This is a genomic window from Nonomuraea sp. NPDC052634 (assembly GCF_040678535.1).
Lineage (GTDB): Bacteria > Actinomycetota > Actinomycetes > Streptosporangiales > Streptosporangiaceae > Nonomuraea > Nonomuraea fastidiosa.
The window spans coordinates 581,799-598,435 of sequence record NZ_JBFATY010000005.1; the positions used below are offsets into that span (position 1 = coordinate 581,799).

Sequence of the window (16,637 nt, forward strand, 5' to 3'; positions counted from 1 at the left end):
TCTGGGCATTCCGGTGTGTTACCGGATGAACGTAATATACCCCCAAGGGGTATGTCAACACCGTCCGTACGCCCCCGAACCATGACATACAGCCCCTCCGTACCCACTGGCCTCCCGTGTATGCGGTCACCGCCGGACGGAGGCGAGCCACTCGCGGCCCGAGGCCGGGGAAGCAAGGGGAATGAGACCTGCGCACCTCGGCCGCATATTTGGCATGATCGAGCTGTTGCCCGTTATGGGAGAACGACAGGATGCCGGCCGCATGGACGTGGACGTGAACGTAGACGACGAACGGGGAACGTACGGGTCGATGACCGACATCGTCGGCCGCCGTCTTCGCGCACGAGGTGACGGGTTATAGCGGTCTCACCAGGGATTGAACGCCCGTCCTTTGCCTAATCCACCCATCTGGTCCGCGCACAACACAGGGAGCGCAGCCATACCTTGCTAGGCTGCTTGTCAACCGTTGGGTCTCACCCCGGCAGGTGAGGCCGTCGAAGAAGTGGGGTCACACCGTGAAGAAGCTGCTCGTTCTGGCGCTGATCGCCCTTGGGGGGTTGCTGATCTGGCGTAAGGTGCAGGCCGACCGCGCAGAGCTCGATCTCTGGACCGAGGCGACCGGTAGCGAGAACTAACCGACCGGCGAGGCGATGAGTGACATCGTCCCCATCAAGCTGGTGTGCCTTGACCTGGCCGGCACCACGGTCGGTGACATCGCCATGGTCGAGCGCGCCTTCGCTGAGGCGATCGCGACTCAGGGCATAGTGCCCGGGACCGGAGCGTACGCGAGAGCCATGGTTCACGTGCACCGGTCCCGGGGCTGCCCCAAGATCGACGTGTTCCGCGGCATCTTCCCGGGGAACGAGGCGCAAGCGCAGGCGGCGAACCTGACGTTCGAACGCTCCTACGAGGGGGCGATCGAGCGGGCGGGTCTCACTCCCATGCCCGGAGTCCTGGAGGTCCTCGACAAGCTCCGGGGCAACGGCATCAAGCTCGCCCTGATCACCGGCTTCAGCCGCACCACCTTGAGCCGCATCCTCAGCGTCCTGGGCTGGCACGACAAGATCGATCTTGCCATCTCCCCCGAAGACGCCGGCGGCCGCGGCCGCCCCTGGCCCGACATGGTCCTGCACGCCGTACTCCGCCTGGGGGTCGACGACGTACGCCAGGTCGCCGTGCTCGGCGACTCGGAGAGCGACATGCTCTGCGGCAAGCGCGCCGGCGCCTCCATCGTCGCGGGCATCATGACGGGCGTCCACAGCCGCGAACGCCTCCTCAAGGGCGGCGCCACCCACATCCTCGACTCCATCCAGGACTTCCCTGGGTTGGTCCTCAGTGATGATCTCGGTACGACGCAGGTGGCTTCATCGGCCCGGTAAGCTATCTTCGTCGAAGGGGCCTTAGCTCAGTTGGCAGAGCGCCTGCTTTGCAAGCAGGAAGTCAGGAGTTCGAATCTCCTAGGCTCCACCAGGCGAAACGCCCCGCCACCGATCTCGGTGCGGGGCGTTCGTGCCATCCACGTGCCATTAGCTGTCGGCGATCTTCTGCTGTTCGGCCGCGACGCGGGCACTCAGCGCGTCGGCGATCCGCTGGTCCGCGTCGCGCGTGGCGTGCTGGTAGATCAACGCCGCCCGGTCGCTGTCATGCCCCATCCGCGCCTTGAGATCGGCGAGGCTCGCGCCGGACTGCGCGGCCAGGGTGTTGCCGGTGTGCCGGAGATCGTGGAAGTGCAGCCCTTGCAACCCCATCTCCTTGAGCGCCTCCGCCCACTTGGCCTCGCGCCGGAAGTTGCTTCCCCGAAGGAACGCCCCGCGCTTGCCGAGGAAGACGAAGGCGTCGTCGGCCTCATCGACGTACGCGGCGAGGTGTTCGGCGAGGACAGGGATGATGACTGCGGGGATGCTGACCGTGCGCCTGCCGGCGCGTGACTTGGGCGGGCACAGGCGCATCTCGCCGTTGTCGAGTTCGAGGAGCTGTTCGCGGATCGTCACCGTCCGCGCGTCGAGGTCGATCGAGCTACGACGGAGGGCGATCACCTCACCCCAGCGCAGGCTCGCGAAGGTGGCCAGCAGGATGAGGGCCTTGAAGCGCTTGTCGGCCATCCGGTCGGCCAGCTCGAAGACCTGGCGCACCGTGAGGACGGGCCGTTCGGGAGTGTGCTCGTTGTCGGCGCCCTTGATCCTGCACGGGTTGCGCGCGATCAACTGGTCCTCTTCGACGGCCGTCATCAGTATGGCGCGCAGCAGGCGGTACGCCTTGGCCGCAGTCGAGACGGAGACGCCGTTCGCGAGAAGATCGGCACGCCACGTGCGGATCGCCTGCGCGGACAGCTTGCCGACCGCCACGTCGCCCAGCGTCGGAATGATGTGGCGTTCGAGCAGCCAGGTGTACAGCTCCACCGTCTTGGGGCGCAGGCCCGGACGTTCCTTGATCCAGGCGCGGGCATAGTCGGCGAGCCGGATCTTGCCTCGATCCGGGTCCGTCCACTCGCCCGAGATCATCTGAGCTTCGATGAGCGTCAGCGCCCGGTCGGCGTCGGTCTTCGTTCGGTACGTCGTGGTCCCGGTGCGCAGCCGGCCATCAGGGCCGGGATAGCGGATCTGGAACCGACCGGAGGGCAACTTACGGATGCTGCCGAAACGTCGGCGACCTTCCCTCTTGGCCATCAGGCGGCCCTCCCCGGCGACCGGCGGGTGTCTCCCGCGTTCATGGGGGCGACGGTGCCGGCGGTGACGTAGGCGATCAGGGCCGACTCCCGGATGCGCACCAGCCGGCCGAGCTTGACGAACTCGATCCGCCGTTCAGCGATCAGCCGCCGGACGAAGCGCGGGGTGGTGCTGAGGAGTTCAGCCGCCTCGTCCACGTTCAGGAGCTTGTCCACTACGCCGCCTCCTCTCCGATTGCCGAAAGATCTTGCTCTAGCCGGTTCATGTGGGCTCGCCAGCGTTGGCGTTCGGCGACGGTGCGGAGGAGGCGTACGGCGAGGGGCGGTACGTTCGCGTCGCCGGCCGGGAGGGGCTTCCAGATGTAGCGGTGCGGGTCGGTGGGCTGGTCGGGGTGGCCGAGGGCTTCCAGGACCCAGGTGCGGCGGTCCTGCCTGTGTTCGGCGAGGGTCTTGTTGGACCACTTGCGCGAGACCAGGACGCGGCGTCCGGCGTAGCCGAGGTGTCCGGGCTTGTGGGCCTTGCCACGGCAGCGGCCGGGCTGCATGCCGGGCTTGGCGTTCTTAGGCTGGATGCCGTAGCGGAGCCAGTTGGCGCAGGTGGGTGAGCACGGCTCGAAGCGGAGGGCTTCGACGAGCCGGGCCGCGTGGTCGCGGCGGGCCTGGTCGTCGGTGGCGGCGTCGAGCGGGTCGGCGAGGCTCTTGGTCAGGTACTTGGTGAGGTAGCCGAGCCACTTGCCGGCGGCGGGCGTGCCGGCGAGCACGCTTTGGATGTTGTGCTGTTCGCCGAAGCCGACCACGTGGAGGGGTTGGGCGTCGTCGTCGGCGTCCAGCTGGTCGAGGGCCTGGTCCCAGGTGGGCAGGACTTCGCCGGTGTCGGGGTCGAGGTAGCCGACGCCGTCCTGCCAGAGCGGCAGGTGGACTCCCTCGAAGCGGATGGTGTCGGTGGGTGGCCACCAGACCTGGTGGTAGGTGGCGGCGATGATCTGCTTGAGTTCGGCGCGGGGCAGTGTGCCGCGGATGGCCATGTGCAGGTGCGGGGCAAGGCGTTGCTGCGGCTCGACGGTGGCGAAGTACTGCACGTCGTATCCGGCCACGCGGCGCAGGTTCTGCACGAAGCGGTCGATGAGCTTGGAGAAGTGCAGGGCGTCGCGGGCGGCGCGGCGGTAGTCGTAGGTGTCCGGGTCGAGGGGTACGCCGTCGCGGACCTTGCCGTAGGACGGGAGCGTCAGGGTGATGAACATCGAGGGCCGGTAGACCCGGCCGTCCGGTGCGGTGAAGGTGCGGCCCAGCGTGGTGGCGGCCATCTTGCGCTTGGGCAGGTCCGGGGCGTCCTGGCGTCGTCTGGTGGAACGGACGCGGCGGCCGGTGGTCCGACCGGTGACGTGACCGCGCATCCCGGCCTTGGTGATCTCTTCGTCCAAGCCCTCGGCGAGGATGTCGAGGCCGGTGCTGTCCTGGCCTGCTCGTCCGGCGGCCTCTTGCTGGGCGTGCACGTCGGCGCGGAACTCGACCAGCCGACGCTGTTCCTCATTCGGCTCGTTCGGGGTGCTGGCCGGTTCGTGGTCGAGGTGCCAGCCCTCGCGGCATTGGGCCATGCGGAGCTGACGGTTGCGCTTGGCGCACGGCGGGCAGGCGGACTCCAGGGTCGCCCCGCAGGGTACGTCCACGATCTCCGTACGGCCGGTGCGGGTGTCGAGGCGCTGGAAGGCCACGGGGCGGATGCACACGCCGTACCGCTTGGCGACCTCCTTGACCACCTCCCGAGCCAGCGGCCGGGTCAGCCGCACCGCCCTGGGCACGGAGCGATCCGTCATAGGGCCTCCCTTCCGTCGATGCCGAAGGCCCTCGGGCGGGCGAAGGCGCTGACCATGGCGTGGATGTCGTCGTCGGAGACGTAGGCGGCGCGGACCCGGATCGGGTCAGGACTGGCCTCCAGGCGGACGTAGCCGACGCCGGCGCCCTTGGCCGGGGCGGGGGAGATCTGATCGGCCAGTGCGCCACGATCGCGGGCGCCGTCGCCGAGGACCATGTCCACCTGTTCGGACTCGTCCAGCCGGAGGGCGATCTTGTCGGGGAAGAGGTTGCGGATGTTCATGACCTCTTTGCGCGGGTCCTGGAGGGCCGCCAGGACCCCGATGCCGACCGCGCGGCCTTGGGTGGTGAGCGTGGCCAGCGCCGCCGTGATGCGTTGCCGCAGGTGCTTGTCGGCCTGGTAGGCGGTCAGGAAGGCCACCTCATCGACGATGACCAGGATGAACGGGTCCTGGGTCGTGGGCGTGTGCGAGCGCTGAACCCCGGCGAACCGGGCGGCCCGTTCCTGCATCACCTTGACGGCCTGTTCGAGGAGGTCGGCGCATGCCTCGGGGGTGGCGGCGTAGCGAGGTCCGAAGAGGTCGCGGCCGAAGGACAGCTCCATGAGCTTCGGATCCAGCGCCCATAGCTCGACGAGCCCCGCCTGGACGGCCGGGAGCAGCCCTCGGATGGTGGACCAGATGATCGAGCCCTTGCCCGCACCCGTCGCGCCGGCCACCAGGATGTGCGTGCCGTGGACCTTGAGCCGCCAGGGCAGGCCGTTCTCCTGCTTGCCGATCTCGACCGGTCCGACGCTCGTCCGGTCCGGGATGGGAAGCGCCGGCAGCGGGTCGGCGAGGGGGTCGTGACGCGGGAAGGTGAGCAGCAGCCGACCGGCCTTGAGAACCGAGACGCGGCAGGAGGGAGCGCCGAAGCCGTGCGCCAGGTGATCGGCGCGGTCGGTCCAGTCCTTGACCGTCTGGCCGTTCAGCATGCGTACGGTGACCAGGTCGGCCCATGCGGTGCAGGTGACCTTGCCGAGACGCGGGAGGTAGTCGCGGCCTTGCAGGTGCTTGCCGAGCCCGGAGATGATCACGACGGGTTGCCAGAGACGGCGGTAGATCCAGACGAGTCGCCACCAGGCCAGCAGCCGCCGGCCCACCAGGCGGGCGAACGACGTCCGATCGAGAACGGCCCACGTCGCCAGGCCCGTGAGCGGAGGAACGGTCAGCAGGAGGCCGGCCCTCCAGCCGTACAGCCAGCACAGCGCGAGCGGCGCGACGGCCACCGCCACCGCCACGGGATGCCGCCAGATCGTGCGTGCCAGACCTGCGACGAGGCGGGCGACGAAGACGGCGAGGGTGATGAAGGCCGGGGTCGTGACGACGGCCGGCTTGAACACGACGGCCGTGTCCGGGGTGGTGGAGACGATGCGTTGCGACTCTTCGCCGGGCATCTTCTTGAACATTAGAGTGGAAGTCCTTCCGAGCATGTGGTGTGTCCGGGAGATCAAGGGGCCGCAGGAAGTTGCCGCTTCCAGCGGCCCCGCTGGATGTCAGGCCGACCGCCGGCCGCGAAAGGTCCGCTCCACGCTGCGGGCGAAGTCGTTCGCTTCACGGGCCAGTTGCCGGGCGAACTCGACTTCCGCAGCCGTGACGCGGTCCGCCTGGGCAGTGGCGATCTGCACCTGCGTGGTGCCGAACCGGATGATCAGGACCGGCGTTCTGAGCTGATAGGAGTGGTTCTCGGCCACCGCGCCTTCGGCGGTGTTGATGGTGATCACGCTCGTCGGCCGAGCCTGCCGCCGCCCGCTCATGCCGCGTCCGTTGCGCTCGGGGCCTGCTTGGCCGTACGGCGCGGGGCCGGTGCTCGCATTTCGCGGGCCCGGATGGAGTAGGCCAGCCGCCCGACCTGGTTGACGTACGGCGTGACCGTGATGTGGTCGAACTCGACCGGCGTGAACGGCATCCCCGGCACCGCAGCCGGGCAGGCCGGCTGAACCGGCGACAGGATCTTGACCGCCACCGTCTTCTGCGCGGGCTTGAGCGTCGGGTCGGCGTCCACGACGGCGACCTGCCACACCGGTTCGCCGGTGGCCTTGTCGCGTGCCTGGACGAACCGGCCGTTGGTGGAGGCGTCGAAGTCCTTGACCTGCTCGACCTCCCCGACGAGGTAGCAGCCGTGGGGGAAGACCATCTCGAACGTGACCGGGATCGGTCCTTGGAGTGCCATGTGGCGTCCCTTCTGTCAACCCCCCTAGACAGTGGCAGGTGTCCTGCTCGACGAACTGTCTAGGGGGCTATGCAAACGAAGATACGGACGGTGTTCCCGGACTGTCTAGGGGGGTAAACGGAGTCGGTCTCAAAAATGCCGAGCGGTTATGGATCGAGTGGCGGTTTCTGCTGTTTCAAGGCATTGAGAGCGTGACCACGGTGGCGTCGTCGAAGGTCTTGCCCCGTGGCCAGCGGGCTCCGGTGGGGTCGCTGTGTTCGGCGGCGCGTACGCGGCTGATCAGCGCTTCCGGTCCCTCTTGGTCGAGCAGGTCGAGGGTCTGCCGCCAGGTGGCGAGGTGGAAGCGATCGACGAGACGGGATGCGCCGTCGCTGAGGAGGACCGCCGTGCGCACGGCCTCCTGGGGGACGGTCCCGGTGAGGGCCTGGTCGGCGGCGAGGGGATCGGTCGCGGCCACCCAGAAGCCGCCGTCGCGGTTGCGGTGGGCGCGCAGGGTCTCGACGTATTCGCGGTGGGCTTTCTGGTGTTCGGGGGTGCCGGAGTCGAGGGCGTCCATGGCCTTGCGGTAGCGGGCGCCTACTTGGGCTTCGCGGTCGTCGCAGATGACCATCGGGTCTGTGGTGCCGCCCGTGTCGAGGATCAGGCTGGAGTCGGCCAGGACGAGCCATTCGAGGGCGTCGTCCGTACGGCGGAGCATGACCACGGTCGCCGAGGGCGAGCCGGGGTGGGCGAGGTCGCAGGTGTCCTCGTGCAGGCCGGCGACCGCCTTGATCTCGCCTGCCAGCAGCTCGGGCAGGGTCTCGTTCGGCTTCTGCGTCATAGCGGCCAGCAGCGAGGAGCCGAGGGTGCGCGCGTACCACGCGACCCCGTGCGAGCAGCCGGACTCCGAGCCTGGGGGTGTTCCAGCCCCGTCGAGGAGGACTGCGGCGTCCGCGGTCACGGCGGCGAAGTCTTCATTGGGACGTCCCGGTGCCGCCTCGGTGGCCAGCGCGACGCGCATGCTCACTCCTCTTCGTGCCGGTAGAGCGGACTGGCGAGTTCGACCTTCACGGGTTCCCCGCTGTCCGGGGCGTACTCCGTGGCCACGATGGTCGAGAACGGCTTGTCCGCCACCTGACCCCACAGCGCCGTCAGCTCGGTTTGCAGGAGCCGGACCACGCCGAGCGTCCCTTGCGGGTGGATGCCGGTGAAGACCAGGACGTTGCCGGCCCCGTCAGGGCGAGGAAGCCGTCCCAGGTAGGCGTAGTCGACCGGCCGTGCGGGGTCGTCGTCGGAGCCCGATCGGTAGCGTTCATCGGTACGGGTGTCGTGAAGGGTCCACACGTCCTCCTTCACCCACTCCAGCACCGGGTCCCGCTCGTACAGCTCGCCCATGACCGTCGAGAGTCGTGGCCCGCAGATCACCACGAGGTTGGGCCGGTTCAGGTCGATCTCGCCGCCGAGGGGTACGTGCTCCAGCTCCACGGCCAGATCGAACCCACGCGCCAGATCCTCCAGCCGCTTCGCCGCCGCGACGTCCTCGACGGCCACGACAGGGCGTGCCTGCCGGGCCTCGCGCTTGAGGGGCGTGACGAGCGTGATCGTCCCCTGGCCGAAGAACGCTCCCTCAGGGGCAGGGCCGGTGTGGCGGATCTGGTGGATGCGGCCCCGGGTGAGGCCGGCTTCCTTGGCGATCTGGGCGTACGACATGCCCTGTGCGTGCAACTCCTGGATGACCCGCCGGCGAAGACGCGACAGCTCGGTCACCTCCTGCTGCGCGGCGTTCAGGCGCTCGGTGGCGACTCTGAGCAGTTGATACGGATCTTCGATCGCGGCGATCCGCTCCACGTCGTTCGATGGCAATGGTCCCCCTCGGATCATTGCCGATGAGTCTAGGCCCCTAGACAGAATGGCGTCTATCCCCCTCGACGGTACGCATTCAAGCGGTTCGCCGGTTTTGGGATGTACTGCCCGAATTGCTGAGCGTCGTCGAGGAACCCCGCGCGGGCTCATGGAGCATGCCCTGACAACAGAGCCTGCCACACCTCGTGCGCTTCGCCGGTCCGCATCCGGAACGTGTCGGACACTCGCCATCCTTTGCCGGCCCGCACGTACCGTCTGACGAACCCCTGACCTGCGGCCTCGCGCAGTTCGTACACGATCTCCTGGCAGTCGCATGTCCACTGGACGACCCTCTGCCTGCCGTCATCACGAGGCGCCCGCCAGGGGAGGGCTTTGCAGGTGGGCTGCGGAAGCCCCACGTGGGGCGAGATGCACATCAGCAGTCCCGGCGCTGAGGCTGCGGCGCTTCGTGCAGCGAAGCCCAGACCGTGCGGCCCCTGTGGTCGCCCAGCACGCCCCAATCGGTCGCCATCTCGGAGACGATCCGCAGGCCGCGCCCGCCTTCCAGCTCGGGATACTCGGGGAAGATTTGTGGTCTGCCGGGGCCACCTTCGTCCAGGACGCCGATCCAAACTCGGCGGCGTTCGGCGCGAATGGTCACATGGAAGCGACCGCCGAACCGTCCGCTGGCCGAGTGCCGTATCGCGTTCGTGGCCAACTCGCTCACGATCAGCTCGGCCGTCTCGACGTCCGGCCAGCCCTTGAGGAACGTGGTGACGAAGCGCCGAGCTTCCGTGATCGAAACGGTGGACCCGAGGAAGGAGCGGGAGATGCACCAAGCTGACACGGGACACTCCTGGGTGTCTAGGGGACTATACGCCGCCGCGCACCCAGCGTATGAGCAGCATCGCAGCAAGCTCAAGGTATTAGACGTATAAATGCGCGCCTTAGTGAGAGCGGGTTGTCAGTTCCTTCATGTCCTGGGCGATCTGCCCGAGAAAGTCCCGCAGCTCGTCCCCGTACACGGCGGCGTTGCCGAAAAGCTCGAAGGTCTCCTCGTGTGCCGCCACCTCATGCGCCTGCGTCATCGTGAGATCACCGGTCAGGGACTCGACCACGCTCACGCCGTCGTCAAAGAGCGTGAACCCGTGCAGCGGAAAGGCCGGCGCCTCCACCGTCCACGGCACAACCCCCAGCCGCACATGCGACAACGTGGACACCTGAACCAGCCGATCGATCTGCGCCACCATCAGCGCCGGCGACCCCGGCCACGTCCGCACCGCTCCCTCGGTCAGCACGAACGCGAACTCCCGGCCCGCCTCGAACAACACCGCCTGAGACTCCACACGCACGGCCGCCGCCTTGGCCGCGTCCTCCTCATCGACATCCCGACCGATCGCGAGCGCCAGCCGCGCATATTCGGCCGTCTGGAGGAGAGCCGGGATCATGGCCGACTGGAACGACCTCACCCGCCGAGCCGCACGCAACCGAGCCGCGTTGGCAGCCTCCCGGCCGGCGAGCCCACCCTTGAGCCTCGACACCTCATCACGCAGCCGCGCTAGCAGGCCATCCAGCTCTGCCCGCTCGTTCTCATCCAGTGCCAGGGCATCGACCAGGCGCTCAACGGTCTCCGGGGTGGGAAGCAGCCGGCCGGTCTCGATCCGGGAGACGGTGGGCTGAGCGATCTGGGCGCGCTGCGCCAGCTCCTTGCCCGTCAGCCCTGCCCGCTTGCGCAATCTCCGCAGCAGCTCACCCAACGCCCGCAGGCGATCCCGTCGATCCTCCACACCGAGCGTTCTACCACTCTGGCTGTGGCGGGCATTGCCGAATTGTTCTCATAGGGATCAAGCGGCGGCGCGGCGCGCCGCCGTACCCCGGCCCTCCGCCCGCCCGCCATCCGGGCGTGCGGCCTGGGGGCCGGTCCCGAACGGCGGCGGGACACCGGGCCGGGCACCGCACGCCGGCCCCGCCGTACCGACCGAACGCACCGACTATGGTTGCCGCGCCACCGCACAGATGCAGCCCTACGATCGCCAGTGCCTGGCCGGCCACCATACGTGGTCGGGGGCGATCGCCGGTCCGGAGGCTTCGTTCCTCAGCCCTCGGCCCATCGAACTCGCGGGCCGCGGAAGAGTCGTAGTATTACGACTGAATACAGGATTCGAGGTATTGACGGTCAACCGTTGTATGCGCGAGCAGGTCAAGGGGAAGGTTTCTTCTTTCGCGAGCGAAGGTATTCGTTGTGAGCAGCACGGAATGTTTCGTGGTCGCTAACCCGACTGACGAAGCGTAAGTACATATCCCCAGTAGTAAGGCGATCAGTCCAATAGTGACCAGAAATCTCTTGCGGCTCTTTTCCGCTGACGCCCCACTCGACCGCACCGGTATGTGGAGGGCTTCGATGAGCGTGCTCTTGGCGTGGCCGGTTACTATACACAAAACTCAGGTAGTGCCGGCCCCCATCAGCTATTTTACTGAAAGCGGCACCCCGCGAATGAGAGATGCTCTCTGGTGTCATTAATGTGACACTGATCGACCAGTATGTTTGCTCAATCATCACATAGGCGTTGATCGGCCCTCTATTCCCACCCGCAGGGATACGGCTTTCCGGTGTAGGCTGAATACTCGCCTTCCAGGTCCCATCTAATCGGGGCCGTCCTACTAGACGATGTATGCCGGGAAGGCGCCATAGCCACTTATCAAACGCGACCACGGCCAAGCTAATGGCTGTGGGTAAGTAGCTTATGGCTTTCCCCACTCCGGCTTGTGGATGCACGTCGGTCGCGTAGAGAGCGACCGCATAGGCGACGGACAGTACAGTTGCTCCCCATCGCGCGAACTGAGCGTGTGATGGCACTACTTCAGTCTAGGTACCCCATGAACTGAAGAGAAGTACAGATCAGGCGCCTCGCATCCTCGGTTGTCCATTTCTGCTGCTCACTGAAGAGATGCTTGATCTCGTTGGGCTCCATCCAGTGGTCTGTCCCGTTCGTGGAGGCAAGAGGCGCGGCTAGTTCGAGCAACACTCCCTGGAAGGCGTCGTCAAGGCTTCCCGCCTTGAGTGTACCGTCAGCAACGTTGTACACCAGGCACTCCATGAGGTATGAGGGGAGATCCTGGAGAAGACCATGGTTCACGAGAACGTTCTCGATGTTCTTAAGCGCCCGAACCATATGCTTATATCTGCCGCCTGTACGCGTGTTTTTGCGTCGACCGTTCTCTAGCTGCTGTATGGGCCAGTTTACGACCTCAGCTCCGTCCTTCCCTACAACGTGACTCCCCGGACACAAATTCGCTATATCGGCGCAAAGAAAGCGCCGGTGCTCGAAGCTGGGAACGACATCAGCGCTAGGACGGCTGCCAGCCACCTCCGAGATATTGATGGCGATATTACCTGATATGTCTACGCCAGCTTCGCCAAATTTATTCTTTACCGCGCTGACGACCTCTGTGCGCCACACATCAGCGGTCCACTTGCCTCTATAAGGGCTGATAGATTGTCTCGCACTCGCCCGATCGGACAGTGTGACCCTCGGGTCGAAGTCATAGTAATAGCATTCACGGCACTCAACGACGATATCGACGTCGCTGTCTTTCCTGACATTAGTGTTATTTGCATACGAGCCCTTGGCGTAAATAGCTATGTTGACGCCATCGAAGGCAGAGTGCGCTTTGATCGCATCTTTAATCATGCGAACAGCGCGTTCTTGCCGCTCTTGCTCGGAGTTGCTTGATGGTTTGATCCACTGCGAAAGCAAGCTCTCGCGATCAGTGCCAGTCAGGGACATTACGCCTCCAAACGCTCCAATGGAAACAGAGATAGTGCCACTCGAAGCCATGAGGAAGAGTCGCGCAGCACACCACGCGGCAATTACAGAACGCGGCCGCGTTGAAGCGCCTGCCGTCAAAATTGGCGTCTGCGCTGGCGCGAAGGCTCCTGCTTGCCCGGCCGCAAACAGGGCCGGGCAGCGGAGCTTCCTGCTGCCCGGCCTGCCACGCGCCGTAAGCGGATGGCCTAACGGATCACGCGTAACTCTTCAGCTTCCGGGTGACGGCAGCGTTGCGATAAGGCGGCATCACGTTACCGCGAGCGATGGGAGCGGTGGTCGAAGGCGTACCGACGACCTCCCAGGTACCACTCTACGGGCACCTCTCGCCGGTGCCGCTGTCGATCCCAGCGGGAAAGGCATGTGTCTCTCCAGTGAGCTTCGCGACGGAACCCTTCCGCCGACGACGCACGCCGGAACCCAACCAAACGTGCCCCCTCATACCGGATGACAGAACTGAATGCTAGGATCGCATACCCACCAAGGTAAACGGACCCGGCTACAGGCACGGTTAGGCACCTGCCCGACCGTCTGTAGCCGGGCTTCGTGCTTGCGACGATTCTAGAGGTAGCGTCCGACATTCTTGAGGCGTGAGCGTACGGTCGAGAAGCCTTCACTTTCCGGCAAAGCGGACTTGTGATCTGGAACGAGGCTAATTCGCCTAGTAAATAGGCGCCCGAATTAGGCGTTTTATCATGTCCCATGCCCGAATGGGCGTGACATAGATCACGTCACAATCTCGTGAAATGGACGCGTTGTTACCTCATTGAGACCTCAATATGATCTTTAACAGCGCATAGCCACTCCATGGGGCGACGACACAAATACATCGTGTAGCGGTCGCCAATGAAATGCGCCCAGTTGGTGGCGTGAGGAGTCGGCACCCCATGACCCTGGTGTGCTCAGTAATCCAGTGATCGTGCGACGTTTGAGCGTCTGTAGACATGCACCCGCCGTGATCGGAGCAACCCTACGTGGAGTTGTGGCGACGCCGGTCCCAAGCGTCACCGGCTACCTGTACTCATAGCGGGTTGCAGTTTGGGTTGCAGTTCACTGCCGTACCAGCCCGTTCCTTCTGAACCGCCGGGCCACGTTGGTCCAGGTAGAACTGATCTGGACGGCCAGGCGCCCCGAGCTGCTAATGCGGTTTGGCTCTCCGCTTTTCCTTGCATCGAGTCTCTGTCCTCCTTGCCGCCCGAGTGTTCCGGCGGTGCCCTCCGAATCAAGGGCGCCTGGGGCGTCGCTTCCCGATCAGCTCCGCTGACCCTTAACACGGCGGTCCCCGCCGGGAGCAAGCAGCTACGAGGAGGACATGGAAAGATCAGGGGCGGCCGTACACGAACCGCCGGCCTGCATGCGTGATCACCGTGCCATTGGCGTGCCACTAAGGACGGTCGACAAGGGGTACCCACGGTTACTCGCGGACTGGTATTCACCCTAGTCGGGACCGTACCCCTTAGTGATTAGGCCGATTTGCAAGCAGGAAGTCAGGAGTTCGAATCTCCTAGGCTCCACTGCACGTAGAAGGCCACTTCCCATGATCGGGAGGTGGCCTTTTCGATCTTGTACAGCTGCAAAATACAGCTACAGCATCAACTTGCCTCGACACGCTCGCTCTGCTCCTGGGGGATCGGGAAGCCGTAGCGCTGTGAGATCTCCTTGAGAGCCTCGACGCAGGCTGACTGCACTGGCTGGTAGTCCGCGTACCGGAGCTTCACGCTCGCGTACGGCTCGTTCGGACACGGACCCCGTCCCTCAGTCATCCCGTGCCAGCCGCAGAGATCTTTGTATCCCTCTGTGTCCGGGTTGTGGTTCTCCCGCTCGTAGGGCTTCACCCAAATCACGACATGCGCCATGGCCATGACCTTATGAGCGCTTGGTGACAGCAGGATCGGGAATCGCTGCGGTGAGGGACCTAGATTGCGCGAAGGCCACCCCCAGAGGGATGGCCTCAGCAACGATCTTCGGTCTTAACGGTCTAGGTGATCCCCGAGGCGCTTGAGTGCCTTGCGCGTCTCCTCCGAAGACACCTCGCTGTAAATGTTCATGGTCACTGCGATCTGTGAGTGGCGAAGGATCTGCATGGCGACGCGAGGGTGGACGTCGAGGGCGACGAGCAAGGATGCGCAGGTCTTGCGAGTCGCGTGGACGTGAACTTTCCGGACTCCCGCCTTGGCGCAGGCGTTCGCGAAGCTGCGCCGGAAGTTGGACGGCTCGATCGGTCGGCCACTGGCGGTGGTGAAGACGAGCCCCGTGTCCTGCCAGTCGTCTCCAGCCGCTTCTCGGGCGGTGTCGCGTGCTCGTTGACGAGCGCGGAGGGCCGTCGTGACGACCTCTGGGAAGGGCAATGTGGCGTCGGACGCGTCGGTTTTGGTCTGGCGGTGTAGCAGCTTGCCCCCAACGCGCTGGAGCTGCCAGCCGATCGTCATCTCGGCCCGGTCGAGATCGACGTCTTCCCAGCGCAGCCCCAGCGTTTCACCCAGACGCAGCCCGAGGACGAGCACCAGGACGTAAGCCGGGTACATCGAGTCGTCATTCTTGCGTGCCGACTCCAGGAAGGCTCGTGCCTCTTCGACGGACCATGGTTTGACCTTGCGCTTCCGAGGGACTGACATCTTGACGTTGGCGGCGACGTTGCGGGTCAACGTCTCCTCCCGTACGGCGTTGCTCAGGGCGGCCCGCAGCGTCATGTACGCGTCGTGAACCGTCCACTCCGAGGGCAGAGACCGACAGCACTTACCAATGGCGCAGCAGTGCCGGCGCCGCTTCGGGTTGCTGTGATGCTCGGGGCGTGCGGCGTCTTTGCCCTGGTCGCAGCAGAGGCAGGAGCGGCGCAGCTTGTTCAGCCAGGTTTGGACGTCCCGAACGGTCAGCTTGTCGAGCCGCTTGGAGCCGAGCGAGGGCGTGGACGCGCCCGTGCTGGCGGCCAGGGTATTGCCGGTGTGCCGGAGATCGTGAACATGGATCTCTGACAGCGAGCCGTGGGTCGGGCATGTGCCGGCCTGGGGCGCAAGAGGGGCTTCACGCGCTGCATCCGACCGGCCAGTGGCGTTGACGAAGCCGTCGGAGCGCATACTTGCGCCATTTGCCCTTGTTGATGCGGCCGGCGTGGTCAGCCTCGTTTCGTTCACGAGGGACTCGTCTTCGTCGCCGGCTCGGCGGGGTCGGTGAGGCCGGCCAGGGGCAGTGCCTGGTCGGGGATACGCCTGGTCGCGGCGGCCGAGGTGGCGCCGGGCTCTTAGACTCGGCGGTCGAGCGCTGATCTGGAAAGGACAGGAGGCCGGGGGTGGAGCCGACAGGTCCGCTGGCGGAGGCCGACTGGCGGTCGCATCGGCCCGCCGTGTTCGGGGCGGCCTACCGCATCCTCGGCAGCGTGGCCGAGGCCGAGGACGTGACGCAGGAGGTCTGGCTGCGCGCCGCCGCCGCCGACTTGTCCGGGGTACGCGACCTGCGGGCCTGGCTGGTGACCCTGGCCGCCCGGGCCTCCTACAACGTGCTCAAGTCGGCGCGCGTCCGGCGGGAGTCCTACGTCGGACCCTGGCTCCCCGAACCGCTGCTGACCGGGCCCGACGCCGCCGCTCAGGTCCTCATGGACGAGTCGGTGAGCACCGCGATGCTCGTGCTCATGGAGACGCTCACCCCAGCCGAGCGCGTCGCGTTCGTGCTGCACGACGTCTTCGACTTCCCGTTCGCCCGGGTCGCCGAGGTGCTCGGCAGCACGCCCGCCGCCAGCCGCAAGCTCGCCTCACGCGCGCGAGCGCGAGTCGCCGCGGTCAAAGAGCGGCCCCGGGCGTCCAAGGCCGAGACCGAACGCCTGCTCAAGGCGTTCAAGGCGGCCGCCGACGCGGGAAACATGACTGAGCTCGTCGAGCTGCTGCACCCCGATGCCGTCTATGTCGCAGACGGCGGCGGCAAGGTCACCGCCGCGCGCAGGCCGGTCCAGGGCGCCGAGCGGATCGCCCTGCTGACGGTCAGGCAGATCGAGATGAGGCGTCCCGACGCGTTCCAGATCATCGAGGTGAACGGGCAGCCGGCCCTGGCGACCTACCACGGTGGCGAACTGATCTGGCTCGACACCGTGGAGATCGCCGACGGGCGGATCACGACGTTGCGGAGACTGGTCAATCCCGAGAAGTTCCCCCACATCGGTCACATCTGAACCCGCTGTCTTGTCTCCCTGTCGCCCCGGATCCCCAGGGGTGAGACTGATACGGCAGCCGTAGATCGTGATCTTCACGGTGTTGCCGCTGGTCGTGTGGCGTGACGCGAAGAGCCGCCGCGATCATGTCGAGTTGTGACAC

At 65.9% G+C, this 16,637-nt stretch carries 17 protein-coding genes and 1 tRNA gene; 4 read left to right on the top strand and 14 right to left on the bottom strand.

Going from position 1 to position 16,637, the window contains the following annotated elements:
* The first annotated feature begins 515 nt into the window (after positions 1-515).
* From AB0K67_RS25190 to AB0K67_RS25200, 3 genes are all read left to right on the top strand, one after another.
* The gene (locus AB0K67_RS25190) at positions 516-635 is read left to right on the top strand and encodes a DLW-39 family protein (protein ID WP_020542320.1); all 120 of its coding nucleotides are present in this window, start codon (positions 516-518) and stop codon (positions 633-635) included.
* Between the two features lie 15 nt (positions 636-650).
* The gene (locus AB0K67_RS25195) at positions 651-1,379 is read left to right on the top strand and encodes an HAD-IA family hydrolase (protein ID WP_364064679.1); all 729 of its coding nucleotides are present in this window, start codon (positions 651-653) and stop codon (positions 1,377-1,379) included.
* A 15-nt stretch (positions 1,380-1,394) separates the two neighbouring features.
* Positions 1,395-1,470, top strand: a tRNA-Ala gene (locus AB0K67_RS25200).
* 56 nt (positions 1,471-1,526) lie between these two features.
* Here the strand turns inward: AB0K67_RS25200 and AB0K67_RS25205 are convergent.
* The 14 genes from AB0K67_RS25205 to AB0K67_RS25270 form a co-directional block, all read right to left on the bottom strand.
* Positions 1,527-2,621, bottom strand: a complete 1,095-nt coding sequence (locus AB0K67_RS25205; protein ID WP_364064682.1) for a tyrosine-type recombinase/integrase — start codon at positions 2,619-2,621, stop codon at positions 1,527-1,529.
* Between the two features lie 44 nt (positions 2,622-2,665).
* A complete protein-coding gene (locus AB0K67_RS25210; protein WP_364064685.1) occupies positions 2,666-2,881 on the bottom strand; it encodes a helix-turn-helix domain-containing protein in 216 nt (71 codons plus the stop codon).
* On the bottom strand, positions 2,881-4,479 hold the full coding sequence (locus AB0K67_RS25215) for a replication initiator (protein WP_364064688.1): 1,599 nt from the start codon (positions 4,477-4,479) through the stop codon (positions 2,881-2,883). The genes AB0K67_RS25210 and AB0K67_RS25215 overlap by 1 nt, the downstream gene beginning before the upstream one ends.
* A complete protein-coding gene (locus AB0K67_RS25220; RefSeq protein WP_364064691.1) occupies positions 4,476-5,924 on the bottom strand; it encodes an FtsK/SpoIIIE domain-containing protein in 1,449 nt (482 codons plus the stop codon). Before AB0K67_RS25220 ends, AB0K67_RS25215 begins: the two co-directional genes overlap by 4 nt.
* Before the next feature lie 87 nt (positions 5,925-6,011).
* On the bottom strand, positions 6,012-6,239 hold the full coding sequence (locus AB0K67_RS25225) for a hypothetical protein (protein WP_364064694.1): 228 nt from the start codon (positions 6,237-6,239) through the stop codon (positions 6,012-6,014).
* A gap of 29 nt (positions 6,240-6,268) precedes the next feature.
* Entirely contained in the window at positions 6,269-6,688 is a 420-nt protein-coding gene (locus tag AB0K67_RS25230; RefSeq protein WP_364064697.1) for a plasmid replication, integration and excision activator, read from the bottom strand.
* Positions 6,689-6,863: 175 nt separating this feature from the next.
* The gene (locus AB0K67_RS25235) at positions 6,864-7,688 is read right to left on the bottom strand and encodes a protein phosphatase 2C domain-containing protein (RefSeq protein WP_364064700.1); all 825 of its coding nucleotides are present in this window, start codon (positions 7,686-7,688) and stop codon (positions 6,864-6,866) included.
* Between the two features lie 2 nt (positions 7,689-7,690).
* Positions 7,691-8,530: a sigma factor-like helix-turn-helix DNA-binding protein gene (locus tag AB0K67_RS25240; protein ID WP_364064702.1), complete on the bottom strand. Its 840-nt coding sequence runs from the start codon at positions 8,528-8,530 to the stop codon at positions 7,691-7,693.
* A 415-nt stretch (positions 8,531-8,945) separates the two neighbouring features.
* Positions 8,946-9,356: an ATP-binding protein gene (locus tag AB0K67_RS25245; RefSeq protein WP_364064705.1), complete on the bottom strand. Its 411-nt coding sequence runs from the start codon at positions 9,354-9,356 to the stop codon at positions 8,946-8,948.
* A 100-nt stretch (positions 9,357-9,456) separates the two neighbouring features.
* Positions 9,457-10,296, bottom strand: coding sequence for a helix-turn-helix transcriptional regulator (locus tag AB0K67_RS25250; protein ID WP_364064708.1), 840 nt, complete (start codon positions 10,294-10,296; stop codon positions 9,457-9,459).
* A gap of 413 nt (positions 10,297-10,709) precedes the next feature.
* Positions 10,710-11,366, bottom strand: a complete 657-nt coding sequence (locus tag AB0K67_RS25255; RefSeq protein ID WP_364064711.1) for a hypothetical protein — start codon at positions 11,364-11,366, stop codon at positions 10,710-10,712.
* A gap of 4 nt (positions 11,367-11,370) precedes the next feature.
* The gene (locus tag AB0K67_RS25260; RefSeq protein WP_364064714.1) at positions 11,371-12,297 is read right to left on the bottom strand and encodes a hypothetical protein; all 927 of its coding nucleotides are present in this window, start codon (positions 12,295-12,297) and stop codon (positions 11,371-11,373) included.
* 1,631 nt (positions 12,298-13,928) lie between these two features.
* Positions 13,929-14,192: a hypothetical protein gene (locus AB0K67_RS25265; RefSeq protein WP_364064717.1), complete on the bottom strand. Its 264-nt coding sequence runs from the start codon at positions 14,190-14,192 to the stop codon at positions 13,929-13,931.
* Positions 14,193-14,306: 114 nt separating this feature from the next.
* Complete coding sequence (locus AB0K67_RS25270; RefSeq protein ID WP_364064720.1) at positions 14,307-15,467, bottom strand: tyrosine-type recombinase/integrase; 1,161 nt, start codon at positions 15,465-15,467, stop codon at positions 14,307-14,309.
* A gap of 155 nt (positions 15,468-15,622) precedes the next feature.
* Here AB0K67_RS25270 and sigJ point away from each other — a divergent pair, with 155 nt between their 5' ends.
* The gene (sigJ, locus tag AB0K67_RS25275; protein WP_364064723.1) at positions 15,623-16,495 is read left to right on the top strand and encodes an RNA polymerase sigma factor SigJ; all 873 of its coding nucleotides are present in this window, start codon (positions 15,623-15,625) and stop codon (positions 16,493-16,495) included.
* Positions 16,496-16,637 lie beyond the last annotated feature (142 nt).

What these genes read in the sequence shown, in the direction of transcription:
- AB0K67_RS25195 (WP_364064679.1), top strand. Translation starts at nt 651, where the DNA reads ATGAGTGACATCGTCCCCATCAAGCTGGTGTGCCTTGACCTGGCCGGC.
- AB0K67_RS25215 (WP_364064688.1), bottom strand. Translation starts at nt 4,479, where the DNA reads ATGACGGATCGCTCCGTGCCCAGGGCGGTGCGGCTGACCCGGCCGCTG.
- AB0K67_RS25220 (WP_364064691.1), bottom strand. Translation starts at nt 5,924, where the DNA reads ATGTTCAAGAAGATGCCCGGCGAAGAGTCGCAACGCATCGTCTCCACC.
- AB0K67_RS25230 (WP_364064697.1), bottom strand. Translation starts at nt 6,688, where the DNA reads ATGGCACTCCAAGGACCGATCCCGGTCACGTTCGAGATGGTCTTCCCC.
- AB0K67_RS25235 (WP_364064700.1), bottom strand. Translation starts at nt 7,688, where the DNA reads ATGCGCGTCGCGCTGGCCACCGAGGCGGCACCGGGACGTCCCAATGAA.
- AB0K67_RS25260 (WP_364064714.1), bottom strand. Translation starts at nt 12,297, where the DNA reads ATGTCCCTGACTGGCACTGATCGCGAGAGCTTGCTTTCGCAGTGGATC.
- AB0K67_RS25265 (WP_364064717.1), bottom strand. Translation starts at nt 14,192, where the DNA reads ATGGCGCATGTCGTGATTTGGGTGAAGCCCTACGAGCGGGAGAACCAC.